Origin of the sequence: Actinokineospora auranticolor (genome assembly GCF_041897805.1) — a bacterium.
Lineage (GTDB): Bacteria > Actinomycetota > Actinomycetes > Mycobacteriales > Pseudonocardiaceae > Actinokineospora > Actinokineospora auranticolor.
Window position 1 is genome coordinate 5,874,216 of the sequence record NZ_CP154825.1, and the last position, 22,469, is coordinate 5,896,684.

The window sequence follows — 22,469 nt, forward strand, 5'->3', positions numbered from 1 at the left end:
TACCCGCGCGACGAGCCCTATTCCGAGGGCTCGTCCGCGGACAGCAGCGCCGCGCTGAGGCCCGCGCTCGCGCCGATCACCTCGATCCCGGCGATCCTGCCGTCCGCGTCGAGGTCGAAGACGACGTCGAACGCCCCAGGCGGGTTCTGGACCAAGACCTGGCGGAGGTACGGTCCCTCGCCACCGGAACCGGACAGATCGAGATAGCTCGCGTCGGCCACCGGGTCGTAGGTGAACGGGACGAGCTTCGCCACCATCCCGTCGTCAGGCACCGCGTCCGCCACGGATCAACCCCCTCGATCTCGACTCGCGGCGAAGGCTAGTGCCGCGAAGCTCCGCCACGAACCGAATTCCCGAGCGCGGGCGTCACATCCCCGATCCGGGGCGCGCGGCGGCGATCGTGTCGCGGAAGGCGCGGTCGAGGTCGCCGCCCGGGACGCCCAGGGCTCGGCACGGTGACTCGTCCAGGTACAGCTCCGACATCAGCAGATCGGGCACCCAGGTCGCGCCAAGGCCGGGTTCGCGGCCCGCCAGGCGGTAGCGCAGGCCGGTGGCGCGCAGTACCGCGCGCAGCACGGCGGGTGGGAGGCGGCGCACGGTCGGCGATCCGCGCCTGCCCGCCGCGACGGCGAGGCGGGCGACCAGGTCCCGCCACGTGAGGTTCGCGTCCACCACCGGGTACGGGCCCTCCGCCGCGCGCTCGAGGGCGGCGACGGCGGCTCGACCGACGGTCGTCGCCGAGACGACGGCCGTGCCCCCGGGGTGGGCCACCAGCGGCAACCGGGACCGCAGCCACGGGACGGCGGGCGCCCACATCGAGCGGCGGCCGTCGGCCGAACCGAACACCAGCGGGATCTCCAGCACCGCGCCCGAGTACCGCGCCGCGAGGTCGATCTGGCCCAACCGGCTGCGGACGTACGGGTGGTGCTCGGCGAGCCGCCAGTCCGGGTGGGCGCGGTGCAGTGCCGTGAAGTAGGAACCGCAGATGACCACCCGGCGGCACTCGGCCACCCGCGCCGCCACCAGGAAGCGGCGCAGGGGCTCGACGTTGGCGTCGTGGTAGAAGCGGTCGGCCGGGGCTCGGGGGATCTCGCGGTCGTCGGCGCCGGTGGCCCAGACCACCCCGTCGACCCCGTCGAGCCTCGGGGCCCACTCGCTCACGGACAGTCGCCGGACGTCACCGGGAACCGACGCATTCCCGCGCGCCAGGGTGTCCGCCTCGTGACCGCGCCTCCCCAACTCCGCGACGACGTGCTGCCCGAGCAAACCGGTGCCACCCACAACGAGTACGCGCATCGTCACCCGCCCACTCTCACAGCGGTTCGCGGCGCGGGCAATCCGCCGGACGATGATGTCGAACCGGACTATGTGGACATCGACCCCGGGTGTGAACGGGCAGTCGAGATGCCCGAAGAGGCACACTTCGGTCGCGGGAATATCCGCCATTCAACGATCTGCCGAAGTGAACCCGTTGTCCCACAACAGATCCAGCACCTCATACGACCGAATGGCGCCCGAGGTTGCCCGGTGTGGGCTGATCGACGACAGCCATCCACAGTGAACCCGAGGCGTCTTATATCCGTGTCAGCAGTGAGGTTGACGCAACGGTGACGGACTGGGGAGTCGGAGATGGTGCGGCTGTTCGCCTCCGCCAGGACCGCGAGAGCGGACGAGGCGCTGGTCCGCGCGCTGCACGGGGAACACGGCCCGTCACTGCTCGCCTACGCCACGCGGCTCACCGGTGACCGCGCGGCGGCGGAGGACGTGGTCCAGGAGGCCTTCGTGCGGGCGTGGCGCAACGCGGGCGCCCTGGCCGCGGCGCCGGACACGGTGCGTGCCTGGCTGTTCACCGTGGCCCGCAACCTCGTCGTCGACCGGGCCCGCGCGCTCGCCGCCCGACCCGCCGAGGTGACCGAACTCGCCCCCGCCGACCCGGTCCTGCACGACCACGCCCAGCGCGTGGTCGACTCGATGAGCGTGCTCGCGGCCATCGACCGGCTCTCGGCGGACCACCGCCGCGTGCTGGTCGAGATCTACTTCCACGACCGCAGCGTCGCCGACGCCGCGCGGGCACTGGGGGTCGCGCCGGGCACCGTCAAGTCACGCTCGCACTACGCGGTCCGGGCGTTGCGCGCGGTGCTGGCGGGCCAACCCGAGTGGGCGGCGACGTGAGCGCGCCGCGCGACGGCGAGGAGCCGCGCGCCGACGACCTCCTCTGGCAGCGGACGCTGCGGCAGATCCGCGCGGAGGCCGCCGCCCGTCGCACCCGGAACCTGGCGGTGGCCGCCGCGGTCGTGGTGCTGGCGGGTGTCGCCGTGCTCGTGAGCCGGGTGGGCGGCGCGCCCGTCGAGGCGCGGCGGACACCGGTTCCCGAGTACGCGACCTCCGCCCCGGCGGTCGGGGACCTCGCGGTCCGCTCGACCACGTGGACGATCGTCCCGTCGAGAACTCCGGGCGCCACCACGAAGCCCGTCACCACCGCGCAGGCACCCACCGGGAGACCGGTGTCGGAGGTACGCGCGGAAGCCACCGCCACTCCCGTTCAGGGCGATTCGGGAGTGGGGGTGCGCGTGTCCGGGGTGGTGCCCGGCACGCCAAGCCGGTTGTCCGTCGTCGGACCCGACGACAACCGGTCCGAGGCCGCGCGGTGGGTGTCTTCCACGGCCACCGCGCGGCCCTCGGGTCCCGCCTGCCCCGCATCGTCCACTTCGGAGGGACCGTGACGGCACCCGCCCACCGACCGAGGAGAACCGTGAGCACCCCGGAACATCCCGACAGCCCGCTGGCGCGGGCCCCCGGCGACGGCACGGCGATGCGCGCGGCGATCACCGGCGTCGTCAAGCTGATCGACCACGTCCGCGCCGACCGGACCGCCATCGACCCGGGGTCCGGCGCCCGGCTGCTGGTCGCGCTGCGCGAACTGCGGGACGAGGCCGTCGGCTGGCAGACCCGCGCCGTCCCGGTGGGCGCCGACGACGCGGGTCGCCGCGCGGAGAACGACGACCTGACCTTCGCGGTCGTGCTCGACGGTTACGTCGACGCGCTGGGCACCGCGATCGACACGGTGTCCGCGGCGATGGCCGCCCACCGGAGCGCGGGCCCGCGCTGAGCGCCCCGCACCCCGACCACGGGGCGACGCCCTCGCCGCCCCCTCCCCGCCGAACCGGGGGAGGACGACGAAGTCGCCCCCCGGCAAGGCTCCGGGACGGATAGCCCCATCCGTCCCGGTCGGCGCGGCCGTCGCGGCACTCCCCCCTTCCGCGGCGGCCGCGCCCCTTTCGACGTCAGGGGAACTCGATGACGAACGGGATCGAGTCGGGCCCGCACAACGGGTGGTCGATCGGGAGGTGTTCGACGTGCTGGTGGTGGTTGTCGAGCGCCTCCTGGGCGACGTGCTCGAACGTGGCCGCGATGGTGTCGAACGCCCACGGCCCACCGGTGAAGCGGACGACCCGGCGGTCGGCGGACTCGCTCACCACCAGGGGCCCGTCGGTGACGGCGTGTTCGAGGCGGTCCACGACGTAGTCGTACGGATCCGGGTCTCCCGACGCGAGATCGAGGCTTCCGCTCGCGGTCCGCAGGTGCCCACCGAGCCACTCCAGCGCCGCTCGGGAACCCGAGATCGACAGGAACGGTGCCGACGCCTCCCCGACAACCCGAATCTCCACCGGACCCCCTCGCAAAACCGGGCGATTCCCCCGTAAAACAGTCAGTACAGGACCGGACGTCGACAGCTCACCGCGACCGCACGTAGTCGTTGAACATGTCGATCATGGCCTGGGGCACGTCGTCGCCGAACAGGCTCGCCAGGATGACGGCGTCCTCGACGGGCGTCGCGAGGCGGGTGAACATGGCCCGCTCGTGCTCGGTGATGGCGGCCTCGACGTCGCCGGGGTGGGCGGCCACGGCCGCGCCGAGTTCCGCGCCGTCGAGCATGGCCAGGTTGGCGCCCTCGCCGTCCGGGACCGCGAGGTGGGCGGCGTCACCGACGAGGGTCACCCCCGGCACCCGGTTCCACCGGTGGCGGGCGGGCAACGCGTAGCTCGGCCGCCACAGCGGCGCCGTGTCGGCGTCGGTGATCAGCGCGGTCAGCTCCGGCGCCCACCCGTCGAACTCCCCCGCCACGCGCGCGGCGGCCTCGGCGGGGTCGGTGAAGTCGATGGCCTCGAACCACTCCAGCGGGCGGTCGAGCGAGATGTAGGCGTGCAGGGTGTCGCCGCGTTCGCGGTGGACGTGGATCCCCTTGTCCGGCGCGGGAACCATCAGCGACCCACCCCCGACCACCTTCGCGGCCAGGGGATGCCGCGTGTCGGCGGCGAAGAGGTACGTCTCGACGAACGAGGTACCGGAGTACTCGGGCGCAGCGGGCGAGAGCAGGGGGCGGACCCGCGACCAGGCGCCGTCCGCGCCGACGAGCAGGTTCGTGGTGGCGGTGGTGCCGTCGGCGAAGGTCACCTCGTGGCGACCGCCGCCCAGCGGGTTCGCGCCGGTGACTTTGCGCCCCCAGCGGACCGTGCCGTCGGGGAGGGAGTCGAGCAGCATCCGCCGCAGTTCACCGCGCTGCACCTCGGGACGCCCACCGGTGCCGTCGTCGGCCTTGTCGAGCAGCAAGGTCCCGTCCTGCTGAAGAACCCGCATGGCTTGGCGGCCATCGAGGATGAGGCCACGGAACTCGTCCATCAATCCGGCCGCGGCCACGGCGAGTTGACCGTTGTAGTCGTGGATGTCGAGCATCCCACCCTGCGCACGCGCGGACGGGGACTCCTCGGCCTCGTACACCGCGGCCGGGATGCCGTGCACGCACAGCACTCGGGCCAGCGTGAGGCCGCCGAGCCCAGCGCCGATGATCGTAACGGGTTCGCGCATGTCGCCACTCCAGGTTTGGTCGAAGTCGTGAACTCCACCAACCTTGACGCCCACCGCCGGCACCCCGCGCACACGACGCCGGCAGGGCTCTGACAGCCCCTGTCCGCCACTGTCAGAGCCGCGCCTTACGCACATTTCCGTCCATCAAAGACAAGCTCGGCTCCCGATTCCCCGGCGACGACCGGACAACCGCGGCCAAGCGCCGCGGCGTGAGCCGCCACCAAGTCGCCTCCCGACTCAACACCGCCACCCGCCACCTCGTCGACTACCTGGTGGACGACTCCCTACGGCAAGCGGCCTGACCGGTAGGGCGCCTGGCCTTGCCGCTGCTCACAGCGATCAGGGCGCAGGCGGCGGTGAGGAGTGCGAGCAGGTAGGCGTTGCCGAAGACGGCCCGCGGGAGGTCCCAGGCCCGCTCGTCGCCCGCCGGGACCGCGTTGATCGTCCATCCGGTGAAGAGGAAGGCCGTGGCCAAGGCCAGGGTGTGTTTTCGCCGCTGCCAGAGGAGGCCGATGGCGGGGACGACCCAGACCCAGTGGTGGGTCCAGGAAATCGGGCTGATCAGGAGCGAGCACCCCGCGGTGGCCAGGAGGGCGACGCGGTCGTCGGGCAGGCGTCGCACCAGCCAGGCGGTTGTGAGGACGAAGGCGGCAGTGGCGCCGATGACCAGGAAGGTCGCTTGTGGACCGTCGGGGAAGGTGCGCGCGACGAAGGCCTGCCAGGATTGGTTCCCCACCCAGCCCTTCGCGTCGGCGAAGTGGCGGTTGAACATCGCGGTCGTCATGTAGTGGATCGAGTCCGCGGGTAAGACGAGGAAGCCGAGACCCGTGGCGACGACGAACGCGGCCAGGGCACGAGCAGCGTCGGCGACACGCCTGGTCAACAGCAGGTGGGCGATGAAGATGAGCGGGATCAGCTTGATGGCGGCCACGATACCGATCGCGACACCGCAGTAGCGCGAGCCTCCGAGGAGGAGTACATCGGCCACCACGGCGGCCATCAAGATGAGGTTCACCTGTCCCAATCCGATGCTCTGCCACACCGGTTGCAGCGCGAACGCGGCGATGAGCGGGAGAGGGCTGGTGGTGAAGGGGCGGAGCGAGACGTGGAGGGCGGGTGCGGCGGCCAGCGAGAGGACACCCCAGCACAGTTGCGGGGGCAGAGCGGAGAACGGGGCGAAAACCATTGCCGCGAAAGGCGTATAGGTGAAGGGAAGATCCGGCGACCAAGCGGGAATCGCGGATAGGTGGGCGTAGAGGGATTGCCCGTGGAGTACGGCATAACCACCCGCGCGGTACACCGCCGAGTCGATGCCCAGCGGGGTGTCGGCAAGCCAGCAGAAGACGGCGAGCGCGGTCGTGACGGCGCCGACGGTGATCGTCGTGGCGTGGACGCGCAGGGCGGTAGACCAGTCCATGCGGCCACAATGCTCGGCGCGCCTCAGGAAAACATCGCGCGGTGGTGCGCATTCGGCGGGACTACCCCGGTACGCCCACCCCTACCCCGGTACTAGTCGACACCGGGCACCACCAGACCCGCCTCGTACGCGACCACCACGGCCTGCGCGCGGTCCCGGACGCCGAGCTTGGTGAAGATCCGGCTGACGTGGGACTTCACGGTCTGCTCGGCGATCACCAGGGACGCGGCGATCTCGCCGTTGGACAGGCCGCGGGCCACGAGGCGCAGGACGTCGGTCTCGCGGGCGGTCAGGTCGGCCAGCCGGGCGGCACTGACCGGGGTCGACGCGCGGGCGAACTCGCCGATGAGGCGGCGGGTGATGGTCGGGGCGAAGAGGGCGTTGCCCGCGGCGACCATCCGGACGGCGGTGACCAGGTCGTCGAGGGGCGCGTCCTTGAGCAGGAACCCGCTGGCGCCCGCGCGCAGCCCGCCGAAGACGTACTCGTCGATGTCGAAGGTGGTGAGCATCAGGACCCTGGTGTCGTGGTCGGCGACCACCCGTCGGGTCGCCTCCAGGCCGTCGAGCACGGGCATCCGCACGTCCATCAGGACCACGTCCGGCGCGAGGTCCGCGCACAGCGCGACGGCGACGGCCCCGTCCGGCGCCTCGCCGACGACCCGCATGTCGGGTTGGGCGTCGAGCACGGCGCGGAAGCTCTGCCGGACCATGGTCTGGTCGTCGGCGATGACCACCGAGATCACTGCTCGTCCTCCAGTGGCACGGTCAGGGCGACCCGGAAACCGCCGTCCGGCCGGGGCCGCGCCTCGAGGTCCGCGGCGAGCACAGCGGCCCGTTCGCGCATGCCGACCAGGCCGTGACCGGCGCCGTCCTGGCGCGGACCCGACCCGTCACCGGGACCGTTGTCGACGACCAAGCGGACCGCACCGGGTTCGGTGACCAGCTCGACGGTCACCGGCGCGCCGGGCGCGTGCCGGATCGCGTTGCTCAGCGCCTCTTGGGCTATCCGGCACACCGACAGCGCGACCCCGGTCGGCACGGCCGCCAAGTCTCCGCGAACGTCGAGGTCACAAGAAGTACCCGCGGTCCGGACGCGGTCGACCAGGTCGCCGATCGCGGTCAATCCCGGCTGCGGGACCAGGAGGGTGTCGTGGTCGTCGGAGCGCAGGACGCCGAGGAGCCTGCGCAGTTCGGTGAGGCCCTCGCGGGCCGTGCCCGCCAGGTCGGCGAACTCGCGGCGCGCGTCGTCGTCGAGGCCGGGGAACCGGTACCGGGCCGAGTCCGCGCGGACGGCGAGGACGGACATGTGGTGGGCGACGACGTCGTGCAGCTCGCGGGCGATGCCGGTCCGCGCCGCCACCAGCGCGGCCCGCGCCTCCTCGGCGAGCCCGCGCTCCCGGTCCGCCGCCCTGGCCCGCTCGGCCACCCGGCGCTGGCGGACGGCGTTGCCGAGGAAGAACGGGATCGCGCCGAGCACCACGGCGAACGCGGCGTCGCGCCAGTCGGTCGGGAACGGGATGACGGCGGCGGCGGAGAAGAGACCCGCGCAAGCCACCGCGAGCTGGTCGTTGTTGGCGCCGACGAGCGCGAAGACGAGCGCGGCGACCATGGCCAGCCCCGGAGGCCACGGCCAACCCCAGAAGCCGACCAGGGTGGACGGGAGCAGCGGCGTCACGACGATGCCCACGACCAGAGCGCGCCAAGCCCACAGCGACGAGCGCGTGGCGAGCAGGCACGGGACCAGGGTGAGGAGGCCGTTGACGACGAGGGTGCCGCGCGGCGCGGACCCGGCGGCCATCGACACGAAAGCCGCCCAGAGTCCGTAGCCGAGGACGGCGAGCACGCGCAGCCGGTGCAACGCGGTGGATCGGCTCGTGGCGCGACCGGTTCCGGTGAGGACGGTGTGCCGCAACACACCCAACCACACCCGTGCGCGCTGCTCGATCATCCGACCACCCCTCCCCCACCATACGGTTCGCGGACGAGACGGCTCAGGCGCGCCGGTCGAGTCGAAGCCGGAACGCGCGCACACCGGCGGACGAGGGCGGTCGAGAACCTGGTCGACTCACGGATCCGCATGCGAGCGGGGCCGACCCGGTCACCTCACCGGTCGGGTGGGCGGGGCGTGCGGATCCCGCGTTCGTAGGCGGTCGCCACGGCGGCGGCGCGGTCGGTGACCTCCAGTTTCGCGTAGAGGTGGGTCAGGTGCGTCTTGACCGTGGCCTCACTGATGAACAGGGTCCTGGCGATCTCCCGGTTCGTCGTTCCCCGCGCCACCAGCGCCGGCACGTCGAGTTCGCGCGCGCTCAGGGGGCGGTGCCCGACCGGGGCGCGGATCCCCTCGACCAGGCGCGCGGCGATGGCCGGGGAGAGCACGGTCCGGTTCTCCGCCGCGGCCCGGACGGCCTCGAACAGCTCGTCGCGGTGGGCGGCTTCGCGCAGGTAGCCGGTGGCGCCCGCCTTGATCGCCGGGATCACGTCGGCATCGGTGTCGTAGGTGGTCAGGACCAGGCCCCGGCACCGGAGGCCGCGCGCGGTCAGCTCGCGGATCGCCGCCACCCCACCGCCTTCCGGCATCCGCGGGTCCATCAGCACGACGTCCGGGTCGAGCCGCTGGGCCATGGCCACCGCCTCCGCGCCGCCCGCGGCCGCCCCGAGCACCTCGAAGTCCGGGGCGGCGGCGAACATGCCGTGCGGGCCGTTGCGGACGACGGGGTGGTCGTCGACCAGCAGCAGGGTGATCATCGGCGGACCGCGGGGACCCGGCCGAGACCGCGGTGCCCGCGCCCGGTTCGGACTCGATGTCGACCACACCGCCGACCCGGGAGGCGCGCAGCCGCATGCCTGCCAGGCCGAAGCCGCCGCCGTCGCCGGGGTGGGGCGGGGTGGTCGGGTCGAACCCGCTGCCGTTGTCGCGGACGTCCAGGGTGACCTCGTCGTCGCCGTAGGAGAGGGTGACGCCGACGCGTTCGGCCCGCGCGTGCTCGGCGACGTTGTTCAGGGCTTCCTCCGTGATCCGCAACAGGGTCGACTCGATCTCCTCGTGCAGGGGCTCCCCGGTGCCCACGACCGTGAGGTCCAGGCGGGCCGCGGCGGTGGTGGACCAGCGGTCGACCGTTTCCCGCAGCGCCTCGGGCAGGGTGCGGTTCTCCAGCGCGCCCGGGGTGAGGTCGTGCACCGACCGGCGGGCCTCGCCGAGGCTGTGGACGGCCAGGCCGAGCGCCCTCTCCGTGTGCGCGCGCGAGGTGGGGCCGTCGGTGTCGAGGGCGGCTTGGAGCTGGGTGACGACACCGACCACGCCCTGGACCATGGTGTCGTGCAGGTCGGCCGCCAGACGGCGGCGCTCCGCGGTGACACCGGCTTCGCGCGCCCGCGCGACGAGCCTGGCCTGGAGCGCGGAGTTCTCGTCGAGGGCCCGCGCCAGGGCGAACGCGAGCGCGGTCCGCACCGCGAAGTACACGACCGGCCCGGGCCGCGCCAGCTGCCAGCACACCGCCGCCGCGACCAGCGCCGCGGCGACGTAGACCTCCGTCGGGGACATCAGCGTGCGCGCCGTCGCGCCGTCGCGGCGGCGGCGACGGCGCTCAGGGCGAGCAGCGCGTACGGCCCCCACCGGAGGAACCGGGTCCACCCCGCCTCGGCTGTCACGCGTCCACCATGCCCGATCACTCCCAGCGGAACCAGCGGATCGCGGCGGCGAGCAGCACGACTGTCCACAGTGTCAGGACGACCAACGGCGACCACGGCCGGTCGCCGAGCGCGGTGTCGGTCAGGGCCTGCGCGGCGGCGCCGAACGGGGTCAGGGCGACGACGTCAGGGAGGTGGTGGACCCGGAACGTAGACGCCCGCAGTGAACTGCGTAGGGTGGCGGGCCGGGCCGGGGTCATCCGCAGCCCGCGCAGGACGCCGCGTTCGCGGTAGCCGGTCAGGGGTGCTCGGGAGGGTCAGCAGGCCCGCCGCGCCGAGGGCCACGAGGACGATTCCGGGCATGGCGAACCCGATCGCCTCCCGATAGCCCGGGATCAGGCCGAACCCGAGGAGCAGCAGCGATGGGAAGGCGAGCACCCAGAACAACGCCCCGGGCTCGCGCAGGAACAGCCTGGCCTCGACCTTGAACACGGACACCACGACATCGTGGCGCCCCGCGCGGACCGGGACCATCGTCAGACGCGCTCAACCCGCCATCGGCCAGTCGGATGATGGTCAGTACGGGCGGCCGCGGTAGAAGGACTCCCTGCGAGGGCGGGGGTGGACGTCGTGCGCGTGCGCGGCGGCGGAGCGATCCGCGGGCATCGACCTGTCCGCCAACTCCTGGAGCTTCGCCAAACCCGCGAGAACCTCATCGCGGTGGGCGGCGACCTTCATCCACCGCGGCAGGCGGGCGAACAGGGACATGGTCGGGCGGAGCGCGCCGCGTTCCCGGTGCCGGGCGGCGAGGTACTCGGCGAGTTCGGTGACGTGCTCGGCGTTGTACGCCCACAGGATCCGGCCCGCGCAGCGGACCTGGAGCCACAGCGGCTGCCCGAAGAACGGGTCCTCCGTGCCGCCGAGCGTCGCGCCGTACAGCGCGCCACCCCTGAACTCGGCCTCCCACTCGGCGACGACACCGCAGCCCGCGCAGACCAGGCGGCGCGGGCGGTACTGGTATTCGGTGTAGTAGCGGAGTTCCGGCAGCCCGGGCCGGGTCACCGCCGACGCGCGGCCACCGCAGCGCGGGCAGACGACCAGGATGGTGCCCGCGAACCGGGACAGCCGCCAGCCGCGGTCGCGGTGACGGGCCGGGTCATCGTGCACAGTGGACACTGTGCCACCCCGGACCGGTCGCGGAAAGTCAGTTCTCGACCGAAGGCGAGATGTAACCGCGCGCGATGGCCGTGGTCACGGCCGAAGTGCGGTCGTTGACGCCCAGTTTCGAGTAGACGTGCAGCAGGTGGGTCTTGACGGTGGCCTCGCTGATGAACAGCTGCCTGGCGGCCTCGCGGTTCGTCGAGCCGCGGGCGATGAGTTCGAGCACCTCGAGTTCGCGCTGGGAGAGCGGTTCCGCGGCCGGGCGGCGGATCTGCCCCATGAGGCGGGTGGCCACGGTGGGCGCGAGGATCGCCTCACCCCGGGCGGCGGCCTCCACGGCGCGGAAGAGCTCTTCGCGGGGCGCGTCCTTGAGCAGGTAGCCGGTGGCGCCCGCCTCGATGGCGGCGAGGACGTCGGCGTCGGTGTCGTAGGTGGTCAGGACCAGGACCCGCGCCGGGACGCCGCGCTCGGTCAGCTCCTTGATGGCGGTGACGCCGTCGGTGTTGGGCATGCGCAGGTCCATGAGGATCACGTCCGGCCGCAGCGCCGCGCCCGCGGCGATGGCCTCGGCGCCGTCGGCCGCCTCGCCCAGGACGGTGAAGCGGGGGTCGGCGCTGAACATGCCGCGCAGGCCGTCGCGCACGACGGGGTGGTCGTCGACGATCAACAGCGAGATCACCGCGCGCCCTCCACCCCGATGGCGGGCACGGTCGCCGACACGGCGGTACCGCCGCCCGGCTCGGACTCGATGTCCAGCCTGCCCGCGAGCCGCTGGACGCGGTGGCGCATCCCGGCGATGCCGAACCCGCCGTCGGTGGAACCGTTGGCGCGCCTGGTGTTCGGCTCGAAACCCACTCCGTCGTCGCGCACGTCGAGCGTCACCAGGTCCTCCATGTAGGACAGGGTGAGCCCGACCCGGCCCGCCTTGGCGTGCTTGGCGACGTTCGCCAGGGCTTCCTGCGCGGTCCGCAGCAGCGCCACCTCGATGTCGGCGCGCAGCGGGCGGGCGTGGCCGGTGGTGGTCAGCACCGCGGCGACGTGGTTGACCTCCGCCCAGCGCTTGGTCACCTCGCTGATCGCGTCGGGCAACCGGGCCTCGGCGAGCACCGAGGGCTCGACCGCGTGCACGGTGCGGCGGGCCTCGGTGAGGCTCTCGCGGGCCAGGTTCGTCGCGGCCGTGAGGTGCCTGCGCGAGGTCGGCCGGTCGCCCAGGGTCTGCTCGGCGGCCTGGAGCTGGGTGAGGACGCCCGCCAGGCCCTGGGCCAGGGTGTCGTGGATCTCCCTGGCCATCCGCTGCCGCTCGTCGAGCACCCCGGCCTCGCGGGCCTGGACCAGCAGCTGGGCGTGCAGGGCCGCGTTCTCCGCGAGCGCGGCCTCCAGCTTGGCGTTGGCCACGTGCAGCTCGGCCAGCGCCCGCTTCTGCCGGACGTTGCGCACCAGCGCCATCTCGGTGAAGTGCGCGAACACCCCGGCCAGCACCATGGTGATCAGGCCGAGGACCAGCCACGCCCACCAGTCGTCCGGGCCGACCCGGCCACCGAGGTACGACGCCGCCGCGATCAGCGCCGTGCCCGCGACCCCGGCGTAGCGCCAGTGGCCCACCAGGTACCGGAAGGCGTGGGCGTAGCCGATGAGGTTGAAGAAGGCGTACCAGGGCGCGATCACGACCAGGTTCGCCGACAGCACCAGCAGGCCGACGTAGTAGACGACCATGAGCGGGCGGTTGTCGTGCCACCGCGGGTTCAGGGTGTGGAACCACAGCAGCCAGAGCGCGGCCGCCGCGCTGAGCGCGAGCACGGGCACGACCGGCACCGGCACCCGCCAGACCTGCTGGACCAGCGTGATCAGGGCGCTGACGGCCAGCAGGAAGTACGGCAGGACGCCGTAGACCCTGGCCTGGTCCCGTTCCCAGCGGTCGTACTCCGCCCGCAACTCGGCCTCGATGCTCACCATCCCACCCTCCCCGTCCTGACCGACGCCATCATTCCCAGCGGAAGTACCGCCCGGCCAACCCACCCGCCACGATCGTCCACCCCAGCATGACCGCCAGGTGCAGCGGCTGCGGCCAGTGACCGAGCGCGGCGTCGCGCAGCGCCTGCACGCCCGCGCCGAGCGGGGTCAGGTCGCTGATCCGGCGCAGCACCGCCCCCATCGCCTCGCGCGGCACCCACAGGCCCGCGAAGAACAGGATGGGGAAGAACAGCACGGTGCCGATGGCGCCCGCGCTCTTGCCCGTCGGCGCCAGCGCGGCCACGAGCAGGCCGATGGCGAACATCGCGAGCGCGGCCAGCGCGTACCCGACGAGGTAGCCGAGCGGCTGCTGGGGCAGCCGGACGTCGAACGCCAGCCTGCCGACGGCCAGCACGACGGCCGTGGTGGCGGCGGACAGGATCGTGGCCATGAGCAGCTGCGCGCCGAGCAGGACGACCGGTTTGACCGGTGTGGTCCGCATGCGCCGCAGCGCGCCCTTCTCTCGGTAGGTGGTGAACTGCTGGGGCAGGCCGCTGATCGCGAACATGGTGATGGCCATGGCGATGAGGATCGGCGCGTAGAGGTCGATGCCCCGCGCGCCGCCGAGCGCCGGGTCGGCCTGGCGCATCGACGGGATGGACCCGAGGATCACCAGCAGCACGGGCGGGAAGGCCAGCGCGAAGAACACGGCCATGGGTTCGCGGAAGAACAGCTTGGTCTCGGTGGCGGTCAGCCGGACGAGCGCGGACAAGGTCATCTCCTCGAAATCGGGTCGGACGCGGTGGCAGCCCGATCGGGCGTGGTGCCTCGCGAGCCCGCGACAACGCGCGCCCGCTCCCCCTTCAGGGCACCGCGCCCGATCGGGCGGGCAAGGGGTGTCAGGGTTCGATGGGACGGCCGGTGAGGGCCACGAAGGCGTCGTCGAGAGTGGTCTGTTCCACCCGCAGGTCGGCGGCGATGACGTGCTCGCGCGCCAGGACGGTGGTGATCGCCAGCAGCAGGTTCCCGGTGCCGGTGACGACGAGTTGGCTGCCCGCGCGTTCGACGGCGGTGACCTCGGGCAGGGCCGTCAGCACCGCGTGGTCCAGCGGGCCGGAGGGGCGGAAGCGGATCCGCTGCCGGTCGTCGACCTTGGCGACCAGGCCCGCCGGGGTGTCGATGGCGACGAGACGGCCCGCGTCGATCACGGCGAGCCGGTCGCAGAGCCGCTCCGCCTCCTCCATGAAGTGCGTGACCAGCAGGATCGTGACGCCGCGCGCCCGGACGCGCTCGATCAGGTCCCACACGTCGCGGCGGGCCTGGGGGTCGAGTCCGGTGGTCAGCTCGTCGAGCACCGCGACCCGGGGGTCGCCGACCAGGGCCAGGGCGATGGACAGGCGCTGCTTCTGGCCGCCGGAGAGCTGCTTGAAGCGGGTGCCGAGCTTGTCGGTGAGGTTGAGGGTGTCCGCCAGTTCGCGCCAGTCGACGGGGGCGCGGTAGAAGGAGCTGTAGAGCTCCAGCGCCTCGTCGACGCGGAGCTTGTCCGGCAGCTCGCTCTCCTGCAGCTGCGCGCCGAGCACCTGCCGCAGGTCGGCCTCGTCGCGGCGCGGGTCCAGGCCGCACACCCGGATGACGCCGTCGTCGGGGGTGCGCAGCCCCTCGACGCACTCGACGGTCGTGGTCTTGCCCGCGCCGTTGGGGCCGAGGATGCCGAAGATCTCGCCCTCGTCGACGGTGAAGCCGACACCGTCCACGGCCGTGTGGTCGCCGTAGCGCTTGACGAGGTTGTCGACCTGGATGATTGCCATGCCACCAGCGTGGCGCGCGGCACGGGGTCGGCGGATCGACCGCGGAGCGGTGCTTCCGAGATCATCGGGTGGAGGCGCGCATCAACCGATCGGTTGATGCGCGCCTCCACCCCGCCGACGCGGAACCGCCCGCCCACCGTCCTCAGTGGACGACGAGCGGGCGGTTCGGTGGGCACTCAGGGGCAGGGCGGCTGGTAGCCGTCGATGCTCAGACCGCGGAAGGAGATCTTGTTCGCGGTCTTGCCGACGAACACGAAACCGCGCGCCTCGCTCAGCGCCGAGGCGAACGAGTAGGACGGCTGGCCGAGCTCCGGCAGCCAGGTCCAGTTGTCGGCGGCGAAGCTGAAGAACTTCTGCACGACCTGGCCGCCCGTCGAGGGCAGCTTGGTCAGCCACTTGTCGCCGCCGCTCCAGTGCGAGGCGGGGCGCAACTGGACGTACAGGTCGTCGGTGGCGCTGTAGGTCAGCCAGAAGCCGGACGAGCGGGAGAGGTTCGCCTGCGCGTCGAACTTGTTGCCCAGCCAGAGAACGGCGACGTGCCACTCGGCGCCGACGAAGGTCACCTTCGCCGCGTAGCCGCGGCCCTCGCGCACCAGCAGGCTGCCGGTGGCCGGGATCGTCTGGCCCTCACCGGAGGCGATCCACTGCTGGTAGCGGTCGATCGAGGGACCCGTGCACGCACAGATCCGCTTGGCCTCCTGGGACACGTCCGCGTGGGCGACCGCGCCGGACCCCACCAGGGCCACCACGGAAGCCAACGCCGCGAACGTCTTGGCTAATGCGACGGTCACACGACCGCGTGTCGAAGATGCGCGCATTCTCAGGAAGGTAGCACGGACTTCGCGGGAAACGCTGTGCTGCCAACGTTCTCTCGATTGCCATGCGATTCACCGATAGCCGCCGGAGCCCCGGTCGTTCGTCCCTTTCGCGTCATACGGGCGAAGTAGCCGCGGCGGACGTAGTGCGCGGATCTTCGGCGGGCGCCCCCTCGTCGCACTCGGCGTCCTCGGGCGCGGCGTCGACGGGCGGCACCCGGACGCCGGGCGGGTACACGCACATCAGGACGCCGCCGCGACGGTCGTGCCCCAGGTGAAACCGTCCGGGTCGGTGAAGGCGTCGGTGCCGCCGAGGGCGATGCGGTGGGAGCCGGTGCCCTCGGGCGCCACACCGGCGTCCTTGGCGAGGGCCTTGCGGCGGTACAGGGCGAGCTTGACCGGAGCGGTGTCGAACTCGACGTACATCCGGGCGAAGCTCTTGCCCGCGGTCAACCCGTGGTCGAGGTAGAGCTTCTTGCTGGCGACCACATCGGCCACACCGAGCAGCAGCACGACGCTGTCGATCTCGCCGGTGGCCGGGCCGTTCTCCTTCTTCGCCGACGTCGCGACCTTCCAGATGGTGCCGTCCGGGGCCCGCACCACGCCGCCGTGGCCCCACATGGACCTGGTGACGGGCTTGACGACCGTGGCGCCCGCCGCGGCGGCGGCGTCGACCAAGGCGCGGACGTCGGCGGGCCGCGACACCACCAGGGAGAGGGTGAAGCCGCGGAAGCCGGCGGTCGGCGCGTCCGAGGCCCGCAGGCGGAGGCGGTCGCCGAGCCCGAAGGCGGCGTAGAAGCGCTCCGCGGCGGTGACGTCGGTGACTTCCAGGGTGATGTGCTCGAGTGCGTTCGTCATGCCCCAAACGCTAGGCGCGGGCCGGTGACCTGCGCTTCTCCATTCCTGACCGTCTTATCGTTACCTAAACACCCCCAAACAGGGTTGCATGAGGTTGTTAAGGTACTTATATGACCATCTACAAGTCGGAGGCGGGGCAGCGGGAGATCCTGCGCCGCTACGAGCAGACCCTCGCCCACTGGCCGGTCCCGGCGTCCCGAGTCCGGGTACCGACCCGGGAGGGCGAGACGTTCGTGCTGGTGAGCGGCCCGGAGGACGCGCCGCCACTCCTACTCCTGCACGGCTCGGGCTCGAACGCGGCGATGTGGAGGGGCGACGTGGCAGCGTGGTCGGCGCACTTCCGCGTGCACGCCGTCGACATGATCGGTGAACCCGGCCTCTCCTCCCCCGCCCGCCCCCCACTGGACTCGCCCGCCCACGCCCTGTGGCTCGACAACGTCCTCGACCACCTGGGCCTCGACCGGACCGCCATCACCGGCACCTCCCTAGGCGGCTGGCTGGCCCTGGACTACGCGACCCGACGACCGGAGCGGGTGGACCGCCTCGCCCTGCTGTGCCCGGGCGGCCTGGGGCGGCAGAAGGTGGGCTTCCTGTTCAAAGCGTTGCTGTACAAGCCTTTCGGCCGGTGGGGCATGAACCGGTCGTTGAAGGCGGTGGCGGGTGTGGACGTCCGGGAGACACCGGAGGTGGCGGACTACCTGGCCCTGATCTTCACCCACTTCCAGCCGCGCCGGGACCGCCTCCCGGTATTCCCGGACGAGTCCCTGCGCCGACTGACCATGCCGGTACTGGTGATCGTCGGCGCCCACGACGCCATGTTCGACTCCCACGACACCGCACGCCGGACCCGCGGCGCGGTACCGCACGCGGAGGTCCGGATCCTGCCGGACGTCGCGCACTCGATCATCGGCCAGACCGAACCGATCCTGGAGTTCCTGCGCTCCTGAAGGTCCGCGTCCCAGGTGGACCCTCATGGAACCGACCGTCGAACCGCGGCGCCTGTCCGGCAACCTGTCGCCACCACGAACGGGCGGACGTGCACGCGGGTCCGGCCGACGACCCCCTCACCTGGCGCGCCGCGCGTTGCGCCACTTCGGCGTCGAATACGAGCATGTGGTCTACCAGGGGGAAGTCCACCGCCTCAAGGAACACGAGCACCACTCGACCCGCACGACCGAACCAGGACCTGGCTCGACCACCTACTCGGATAAGCCTGCCGGGAATCGCGTGTCCGATATTTGTCCTCGTTGTGCCAAATGCGCAGCACTGCGGATTCCCGACCCTCGGGTTAGGCCCGATGGGTGAAGTGGTTGCTGCCCGTCCCACCACCCGCGAACACAACCGTAACGTGACCGCGCAGACGTACGACATCCCGCGCGACGCGCTATCGGTCCGGTGGCGGCGCGCACCGGGACCAGGAGGTGAACCCCGCGATGACCGCACCCGTCCACATCGTGTTCGTACACGGCTTGTTCTCCTCCCCGGCGGTCTGGAACCGGTTCACCGAGCTTCTCGAGACGGACGAGGAGTTACGCGGGAAAGTCCGGGTCTCCACCTTCGAATACGTGTCGAAGAAATACTCGTTCCGGCCGAGCAGACGAATCCCCAACCTCGACGACGTCGCCGACAAGCTACGCACCACCTACACGACGAAACTCGCCGATGCCGAACGTGTTGTCATCGTCGGCCACAGCCAGGGCGGCTTGGTGGTTCAGCGGTTCGTCACCCGCACACTCAACGACCGACAGGGAACCCAACTCGCCCGGATAAAACACATCGTGTTGTACGCGTGCCCCAACAACGGCTCCCAGTTCATGCTCACGATCCGCAAACTGCTGCTTTTCCGCAACAGCCAGGAACGCGCCCTGCGCCCCTACGCGGACGCGATCGCCGAGACCCAACGCACCGTGGTCCACGCGGTGATCAACGCGACCCGGGTCGGGGACTCCGAGTGCCCCATCCCATTCACCGCGTGCGCGGGCGAGACCGACAACGTGGTGTCGCCCGCGTCCGCCCGCGCGGTCTTCCCGCACACCGAACGGGTCGAGGGCGACCACCGGACGATCATCCAGCCCGATGACCACGACATGCTGGCCTACCGGGTGCTCAGCCAGGTGCTCGCCACCGTCGTCCCGCGACCACACCCCGATCAGCAGATCGCCGAACAGCCCGATCCCGGCCCCGCAGACCGGCCTCGGGCTGCGGCGGAGATCGATCCGCACGCCGCGGGAACCGTGACGCCGCCGTTCGGGCGCCTGCCCAGGCACCTCTACGGGCGCGACAAGGTCGTTGCCGAAGTCCTCACCGATCCGCGCGCCGTGTGGGTGCTCAGCGGCATGGGCGGGTGCGGCAAGAGCAGCGTGGCCCTGGAGATCACCCACCGGGCCCGGCGCGACGGCAGACGAGTCTGGTGGGTCGACGAGACCAGGCTGGCTTCCGGGATGCGCCTGGTGGCCCTCGACCTCGGCGGATCGGAATCGGAGACCGCTCGGGCTTGGCGCCGGGGTACCGGACCGGACCTGGTGTGGCGGCTGTTGGAGGCGTACCCGCACCCCTGGCTGCTGGTGTTCGACAACGTCGACAACACCGAGCGCATGGGCGCGGGAGCGCCGGTGGCCGATGGGACCGGGTGGCTGCGCCCACTGATGAGCGAGCTCGGAGCGGTCCTGGTCACCAGCCGGATCCAGGAGCGGCGGACCTGGGGCCAGTGGTGTGAGCTGCGGGTTCTGCGTGGGCTGGAGCCCGTCGACGGTGCGGCGGTGCTCATGGACCACGTCCCGGAAGCCGGGACGAACGAACAGGCCCGGCTGCTCTCCGCGGACCTGGGCGGGCTTCCGCTGGCGCTGCGGGCGGCGGGCGACTACCTCGACTCCGTGCGGGAGGGCATGCTCCCACCCACCGACGGCATCACGGATTTCGCTACCTACCGCGCGGCGATGCGGGACCGGTTCCAGGCACCCGCGGGTTCTCGGGAATGGGGCGACGAGCCACTCGGGCTGGACCCGGTCCGCGAGGTGTTCCAGCTATCCCTCAACCTGCTCACGGCGAGTGGCGTGCCGCAAGCGCCCGTGCTGCTGAAACTGCTGGGGTGCCTGAGCGTCATGCCGATCCCACACCACTTGCTGCTCGACACCGAGGCCGCGACGGGATCCGCGCTGCTGGGCCGGTTCACCCCGGATGAACGCCGACGCGCGCTCGTAGGGCTGAAACAGCTCGGCTTGGTCTCCCCGCAACCGTTCGAACGGGTGGACGACCCCCGGCTCACCGCCGCGATCTCGCTGCACCCGGTCGTGCACGGGTTGCTGCGCGAGGACCCGCAAGTGCGGGCCCGGCGCGGCGAGTTCTACGGCCTGAACGTGCGGATGATGATCGAGGCCACGGCCGCGCACGAACCCGACCACGCGGAGAACTGGGCGGTGTGGGACATCATCGCCCCACACGCTTTCGAGGTTTGCCGCGCCGTCCTGGTGCGCGGCACGCCGCCCACCGACCGAAAGGTCGTGGCGGATGCCCTCGAGCTGACCCGGCTGACCGTGCGGTACCTCATCGCGATCGGCCTGCTCACCCCGGCGCGCGAACTCCTCGACGGCGTGCTCGGCAGGCTCGACACCATCGGCTTCGACCGCGACGACCGCGAGGTGCTGGGGCCGCGCCACGAGCACGGCCGCATCGAACTGGAGGCGGAGCGCCCGGGCATCGCCGAGCGGGAGTTCCGGGAGGTGGTCGATGCGCGGTCCAAGGTACTCGGCGAGGACCACGCCGACACGCTCGCCAGCAGGCACAAGCTGGCCAAGGCGCTGCTCGAGCAGGCGCGATGGGAAGAGGTCGAGCCACTGCTGCGCTCGATCGTGCGGGCGGAGTACTTCGTGCGCGGCCCGGAGCACCCCGACACGCTGGCCGTGCGGCACAGCCTGGCCCGCACGGTCTACCACCTCGGCGGCCTGACCGAGGCGGAGGCGATGATCCGGGACGTCCTCGAGGTCCGCGAACGGCTCTGGTCGAGGGGCGGCCCGGAAACCCTGGCGGTGTACCGGACGCTGGGGGTGATCCTGCTGAAGTCGGGGCGGGCGCCGGAGGCGGAGCGGGCCTTCAAGACCGCCTTGGCCGCGGTGCGCAAACGCGATTCGCCCATCGCGATGAACCTGCGGTACAGCCTCGCCATGGCGCACCTCGACCTCGGCCGGACCGAAGAGGTGGTGGAGGACCTGGTCGACCTGCTGGCGCACCAGGCGAAAGTGCTGGGACCGGAGCACCAAGCCACGGGCCGGACACGCGAACTTCTGGAGAGGACCAAAGATATGATGACTGACTCTTAGTGGAGTTTTAATCCACTCTTCACTCGATCGAGTACCCTGACGGTGTGGTGTACGGTTGTATCGCGACACGAAAGCGTAGACACGAGGACAGACACAAGGACGCATCAGACAGGAGAACCGATATGGTTGCAGGAAAGCCAGAAGATATGATTATCGGCGCCCGGGAAATCGCGGGCCATGACGAGACATCCGCCTCTCGGCTGGAAATGGCGCAGCGGCTGGTCCGCGAAACACTCGACGCCGACCACGGCGCCATGGAGCTCGACCTGCGGATGTACCGGGGGTGCTGAGCACGACCACGCGTGCGGTTGTTGACAAAAAATGGACCCGCCACGCCGGTTACATTGCTCTATCAGTGGCATTGGCGCAGCTGGGCGTGGAGCCGGGTCGCGCTCCGTGTTACCTTCGCCGCACCGATCGGACGATCGGAAAAGAGTGCGAGGATGTGGAGCGGCCCATGATCTCCGCGGCAACCCATGACCCTTTCTTCACCACCGTCACCTCGTCCGCGTTCCACCGGGACGCCATCGCCGATCTCGCGGCGGGCCGCACCGCCGCGATCCGGGTCCCGGACCTGCTCCCCGCCCACGAGTGCGCCGAGATCATGCGGGCGCTGTCCGAACGGGCGTTCGACACCTACGACACCGACCGGATCCAGCCCGCGGTCATGCGCTGCGGGGTGGGGGTGAGCGACCACCGCGCGGACGGCCGGATCGCGCCGAGCTACTGGACCGCTTTGCTGGCGAGCAGACGAATGTGGCAGGACCTGGACCTGCCGTTCGACCCGTTCGAGCGGTGCCGCACGGCGTTGGGGGCGCACTGGCCGCACCCGGTGCTGGTGGGCCGCTCCGGCGGACGCGAGATGGGCCCCGGCGTGGCCCGCGAACCGAACGGCGGCTTCCAGATCCACTTCGATGACGCGATCCGGGAGTTCACCGGGAACCTGCTGGACGCCAACCTGATCGCGCAGTTCGCGTTCAACCTCTACCTCAGCGTCCCTGACCGGGGCGGCGAGACCGTGATCTGGCGCCACCGCTGGCACCCCGACGACGAACGGCTCCGGCTCCCGCACGCCTCCTACGGCTACGCCGAGTCCGTCGTCGGCGACGCCGAGGCACTGCTGATCCGCCCGGTCGTCGGCGAGGCCCTGCTGCTGGACCCCCGCAACTTCCACGCCGTACGACCGGGCCAGGGCGCGCGCCGGGTCGCCTTGGGGTTCTCCGTGGGCATGGCGGACTCGGGAGAACTCCTGGTGTGGGGATGACCTGCGGCCCCGCCCGCGCACACCCGATGCGCCACCGCCGGTCGATGAGTGACCATAGTGGAGTGAACGAGCGCGGTTCGGTGGACACCACGCCGGTGGGCGGTGTGGTCCTGCCACCGGAGGGGGCCGGTGGCAGGACCACACTGGTCAGTAGCCGGGCTTGCGGATCAGCAGTTCCGCCCGGTCGGTGATCTCCGGACCGTAGACCCGCTCCGTCCAGACCTCCGGCCCCACCGGTTCCAGCGCGATCGACACCGCCTTCTCCTGGCAGCCGAAGGCCTCCATGATGACCGCGGTCAGCGCGGTCGACAGCCGCTCCGTCTGGGCCTCGGTCAGCTCGGCCGGGAAGTGCTTGACATTCACGTGCGGCATGGCTCCTCCTCCTGC

General features: G+C 71.6%; 25 protein-coding genes and 1 pseudogene. 8 read left to right on the forward strand and 18 right to left on the reverse strand.

What is annotated here, in order from left to right; genetic code table 11:
* Positions 1-17: 17 nt before the first annotated feature.
* Together V5P93_RS25625 and V5P93_RS25630 are read right to left on the reverse strand one after the other, a co-directional pair.
* Complete coding sequence (locus V5P93_RS25625; RefSeq protein WP_146108187.1) at positions 18-284, reverse strand: DUF2283 domain-containing protein; 267 nt, start codon at positions 282-284, stop codon at positions 18-20.
* Positions 285-366: 82 nt separating this feature from the next.
* Complete coding sequence (locus V5P93_RS25630) at positions 367-1,296, reverse strand: NAD(P)-dependent oxidoreductase (protein WP_245931503.1); 930 nt, start codon at positions 1,294-1,296, stop codon at positions 367-369.
* 333 nt (positions 1,297-1,629) lie between these two features.
* Here V5P93_RS25630 and V5P93_RS25635 point away from each other — a divergent pair, with 333 nt between their 5' ends.
* Genes V5P93_RS25635 through V5P93_RS25645 form a run of 3 tightly spaced genes read left to right on the forward strand, consistent with a single transcriptional unit; the run spans position 1,630 to position 3,109 of the window.
* Positions 1,630-2,172: a sigma-70 family RNA polymerase sigma factor gene (locus V5P93_RS25635; RefSeq protein WP_104481052.1), complete on the forward strand. Its 543-nt coding sequence runs from the start codon at positions 1,630-1,632 to the stop codon at positions 2,170-2,172.
* The gene (locus tag V5P93_RS25640; RefSeq protein ID WP_146108189.1) at positions 2,169-2,723 is read left to right on the forward strand and encodes a hypothetical protein; all 555 of its coding nucleotides are present in this window, start codon (positions 2,169-2,171) and stop codon (positions 2,721-2,723) included. Before V5P93_RS25635 ends, V5P93_RS25640 begins: the two co-directional genes overlap by 4 nt.
* Positions 2,724-2,752: 29 nt before the next feature.
* Complete coding sequence (locus V5P93_RS25645) at positions 2,753-3,109, forward strand: hypothetical protein (RefSeq protein ID WP_104481054.1); 357 nt, start codon at positions 2,753-2,755, stop codon at positions 3,107-3,109.
* Positions 3,110-3,284: 175 nt separating this feature from the next.
* Here V5P93_RS25645 and V5P93_RS25650 read toward each other — a convergent pair whose 3' ends face one another.
* The 7 genes and pseudogenes from V5P93_RS25650 to V5P93_RS25680 all read right to left on the reverse strand — a co-directional run.
* Positions 3,285-3,668 (reverse strand): hypothetical protein, encoded by a 384-nt coding sequence (locus V5P93_RS25650; protein ID WP_104481055.1) that lies wholly within the window; start codon positions 3,666-3,668, stop codon positions 3,285-3,287.
* Positions 3,669-3,735: 67 nt separating this feature from the next.
* Entirely contained in the window at positions 3,736-4,866 is a 1,131-nt protein-coding gene (locus V5P93_RS25655) for an NAD(P)/FAD-dependent oxidoreductase (RefSeq protein ID WP_104481056.1), read from the reverse strand.
* 265 nt (positions 4,867-5,131) lie between these two features.
* Positions 5,132-6,283, reverse strand: a complete 1,152-nt coding sequence (locus tag V5P93_RS25660) for a glycosyltransferase 87 family protein (RefSeq protein WP_104481057.1) — start codon at positions 6,281-6,283, stop codon at positions 5,132-5,134.
* Positions 6,284-6,375: 92 nt separating this feature from the next.
* Positions 6,376-7,026 (reverse strand): response regulator transcription factor, encoded by a 651-nt coding sequence (locus tag V5P93_RS25665; protein WP_104481058.1) that lies wholly within the window; start codon positions 7,024-7,026, stop codon positions 6,376-6,378.
* The gene (locus V5P93_RS25670; RefSeq protein WP_104481059.1) at positions 7,023-8,231 is read right to left on the reverse strand and encodes a sensor histidine kinase; all 1,209 of its coding nucleotides are present in this window, start codon (positions 8,229-8,231) and stop codon (positions 7,023-7,025) included. The genes V5P93_RS25665 and V5P93_RS25670 overlap by 4 nt, the downstream gene beginning before the upstream one ends.
* A gap of 155 nt (positions 8,232-8,386) precedes the next feature.
* Complete coding sequence (locus tag V5P93_RS25675; RefSeq protein ID WP_104481060.1) at positions 8,387-9,028, reverse strand: response regulator transcription factor; 642 nt, start codon at positions 9,026-9,028, stop codon at positions 8,387-8,389.
* 31 nt (positions 9,029-9,059) lie between these two features.
* A pseudogene (locus V5P93_RS25680) lies at positions 9,060-9,707 on the reverse strand (sensor histidine kinase); the annotation flags it as partial.
* On the opposite strand from V5P93_RS25680, the gene V5P93_RS25685 reads away from it, so the two are divergent.
* Entirely contained in the window at positions 9,634-9,807 is a 174-nt protein-coding gene (locus V5P93_RS25685) for a hypothetical protein (protein WP_219824073.1), read from the forward strand. The pseudogene V5P93_RS25680 and the gene V5P93_RS25685 overlap by 74 nt on opposite strands.
* A 289-nt stretch (positions 9,808-10,096) precedes the next feature.
* Here V5P93_RS25685 and V5P93_RS25690 read toward each other — a convergent pair whose 3' ends face one another.
* From V5P93_RS25690 to V5P93_RS25725, 8 genes are all read right to left on the reverse strand, one after another.
* Complete coding sequence (locus V5P93_RS25690; RefSeq protein ID WP_219824074.1) at positions 10,097-10,408, reverse strand: hypothetical protein; 312 nt, start codon at positions 10,406-10,408, stop codon at positions 10,097-10,099.
* Positions 10,409-10,486: 78 nt separating this feature from the next.
* Complete coding sequence (locus V5P93_RS25695; RefSeq protein ID WP_374065079.1) at positions 10,487-11,086, reverse strand: hypothetical protein; 600 nt, start codon at positions 11,084-11,086, stop codon at positions 10,487-10,489.
* Between the two features lie 28 nt (positions 11,087-11,114).
* Positions 11,115-11,750, reverse strand: a complete 636-nt coding sequence (locus V5P93_RS25700) for a response regulator transcription factor (RefSeq protein WP_104481061.1) — start codon at positions 11,748-11,750, stop codon at positions 11,115-11,117.
* Entirely contained in the window at positions 11,747-13,024 is a 1,278-nt protein-coding gene (locus tag V5P93_RS25705) for a sensor histidine kinase (protein WP_342752296.1), read from the reverse strand. The genes V5P93_RS25700 and V5P93_RS25705 overlap by 4 nt, the downstream gene beginning before the upstream one ends.
* A 28-nt stretch (positions 13,025-13,052) precedes the next feature.
* Positions 13,053-13,799 (reverse strand): ABC transporter permease, encoded by a 747-nt coding sequence (locus V5P93_RS25710; RefSeq protein WP_374065080.1) that lies wholly within the window; start codon positions 13,797-13,799, stop codon positions 13,053-13,055.
* Between the two features lie 121 nt (positions 13,800-13,920).
* Positions 13,921-14,829 (reverse strand): ABC transporter ATP-binding protein, encoded by a 909-nt coding sequence (locus V5P93_RS25715; protein ID WP_104481062.1) that lies wholly within the window; start codon positions 14,827-14,829, stop codon positions 13,921-13,923.
* 176 nt (positions 14,830-15,005) lie between these two features.
* Positions 15,006-15,620 (reverse strand): hypothetical protein, encoded by a 615-nt coding sequence (locus V5P93_RS25720; protein WP_374065081.1) that lies wholly within the window; start codon positions 15,618-15,620, stop codon positions 15,006-15,008.
* Positions 15,621-15,887: 267 nt separating this feature from the next.
* Positions 15,888-16,502: a VOC family protein gene (locus V5P93_RS25725; protein WP_104481063.1), complete on the reverse strand. Its 615-nt coding sequence runs from the start codon at positions 16,500-16,502 to the stop codon at positions 15,888-15,890.
* Between the two features lie 110 nt (positions 16,503-16,612).
* On the opposite strand from V5P93_RS25725, the gene V5P93_RS25730 reads away from it, so the two are divergent.
* The 4 genes from V5P93_RS25730 to V5P93_RS25745 all read left to right on the forward strand — a co-directional run bounded on the left by V5P93_RS25730 (position 16,613) and on the right by V5P93_RS25745 (position 22,082).
* Positions 16,613-17,449, forward strand: coding sequence for an alpha/beta fold hydrolase (locus V5P93_RS25730; protein WP_104481064.1), 837 nt, complete (start codon positions 16,613-16,615; stop codon positions 17,447-17,449).
* Between the two features lie 486 nt (positions 17,450-17,935).
* Positions 17,936-20,818 carry an alpha/beta fold hydrolase gene (locus V5P93_RS25735; RefSeq protein ID WP_146108190.1) on the forward strand — a complete coding sequence of 961 codons (2,883 nt, stop codon included), beginning with the start codon at positions 17,936-17,938 and terminating at the stop codon, positions 20,816-20,818.
* A 122-nt stretch (positions 20,819-20,940) separates the two neighbouring features.
* Positions 20,941-21,108 (forward strand): hypothetical protein, encoded by a 168-nt coding sequence (locus V5P93_RS25740; protein WP_181043675.1) that lies wholly within the window; start codon positions 20,941-20,943, stop codon positions 21,106-21,108.
* 167 nt (positions 21,109-21,275) lie between these two features.
* Positions 21,276-22,082 (forward strand): proline hydroxylase, encoded by an 807-nt coding sequence (locus V5P93_RS25745; protein WP_104481066.1) that lies wholly within the window; start codon positions 21,276-21,278, stop codon positions 22,080-22,082.
* A 147-nt stretch (positions 22,083-22,229) separates the two neighbouring features.
* Here the strand turns inward: V5P93_RS25745 and pptA are convergent, their stop codons facing one another.
* Positions 22,230-22,454 carry a tautomerase PptA gene (gene pptA, locus V5P93_RS25750; RefSeq protein ID WP_104481067.1) on the reverse strand — a complete coding sequence of 75 codons (225 nt, stop codon included), beginning with the start codon at positions 22,452-22,454 and terminating at the stop codon, positions 22,230-22,232.
* Positions 22,455-22,469: the final 15 nt, after the last annotated feature.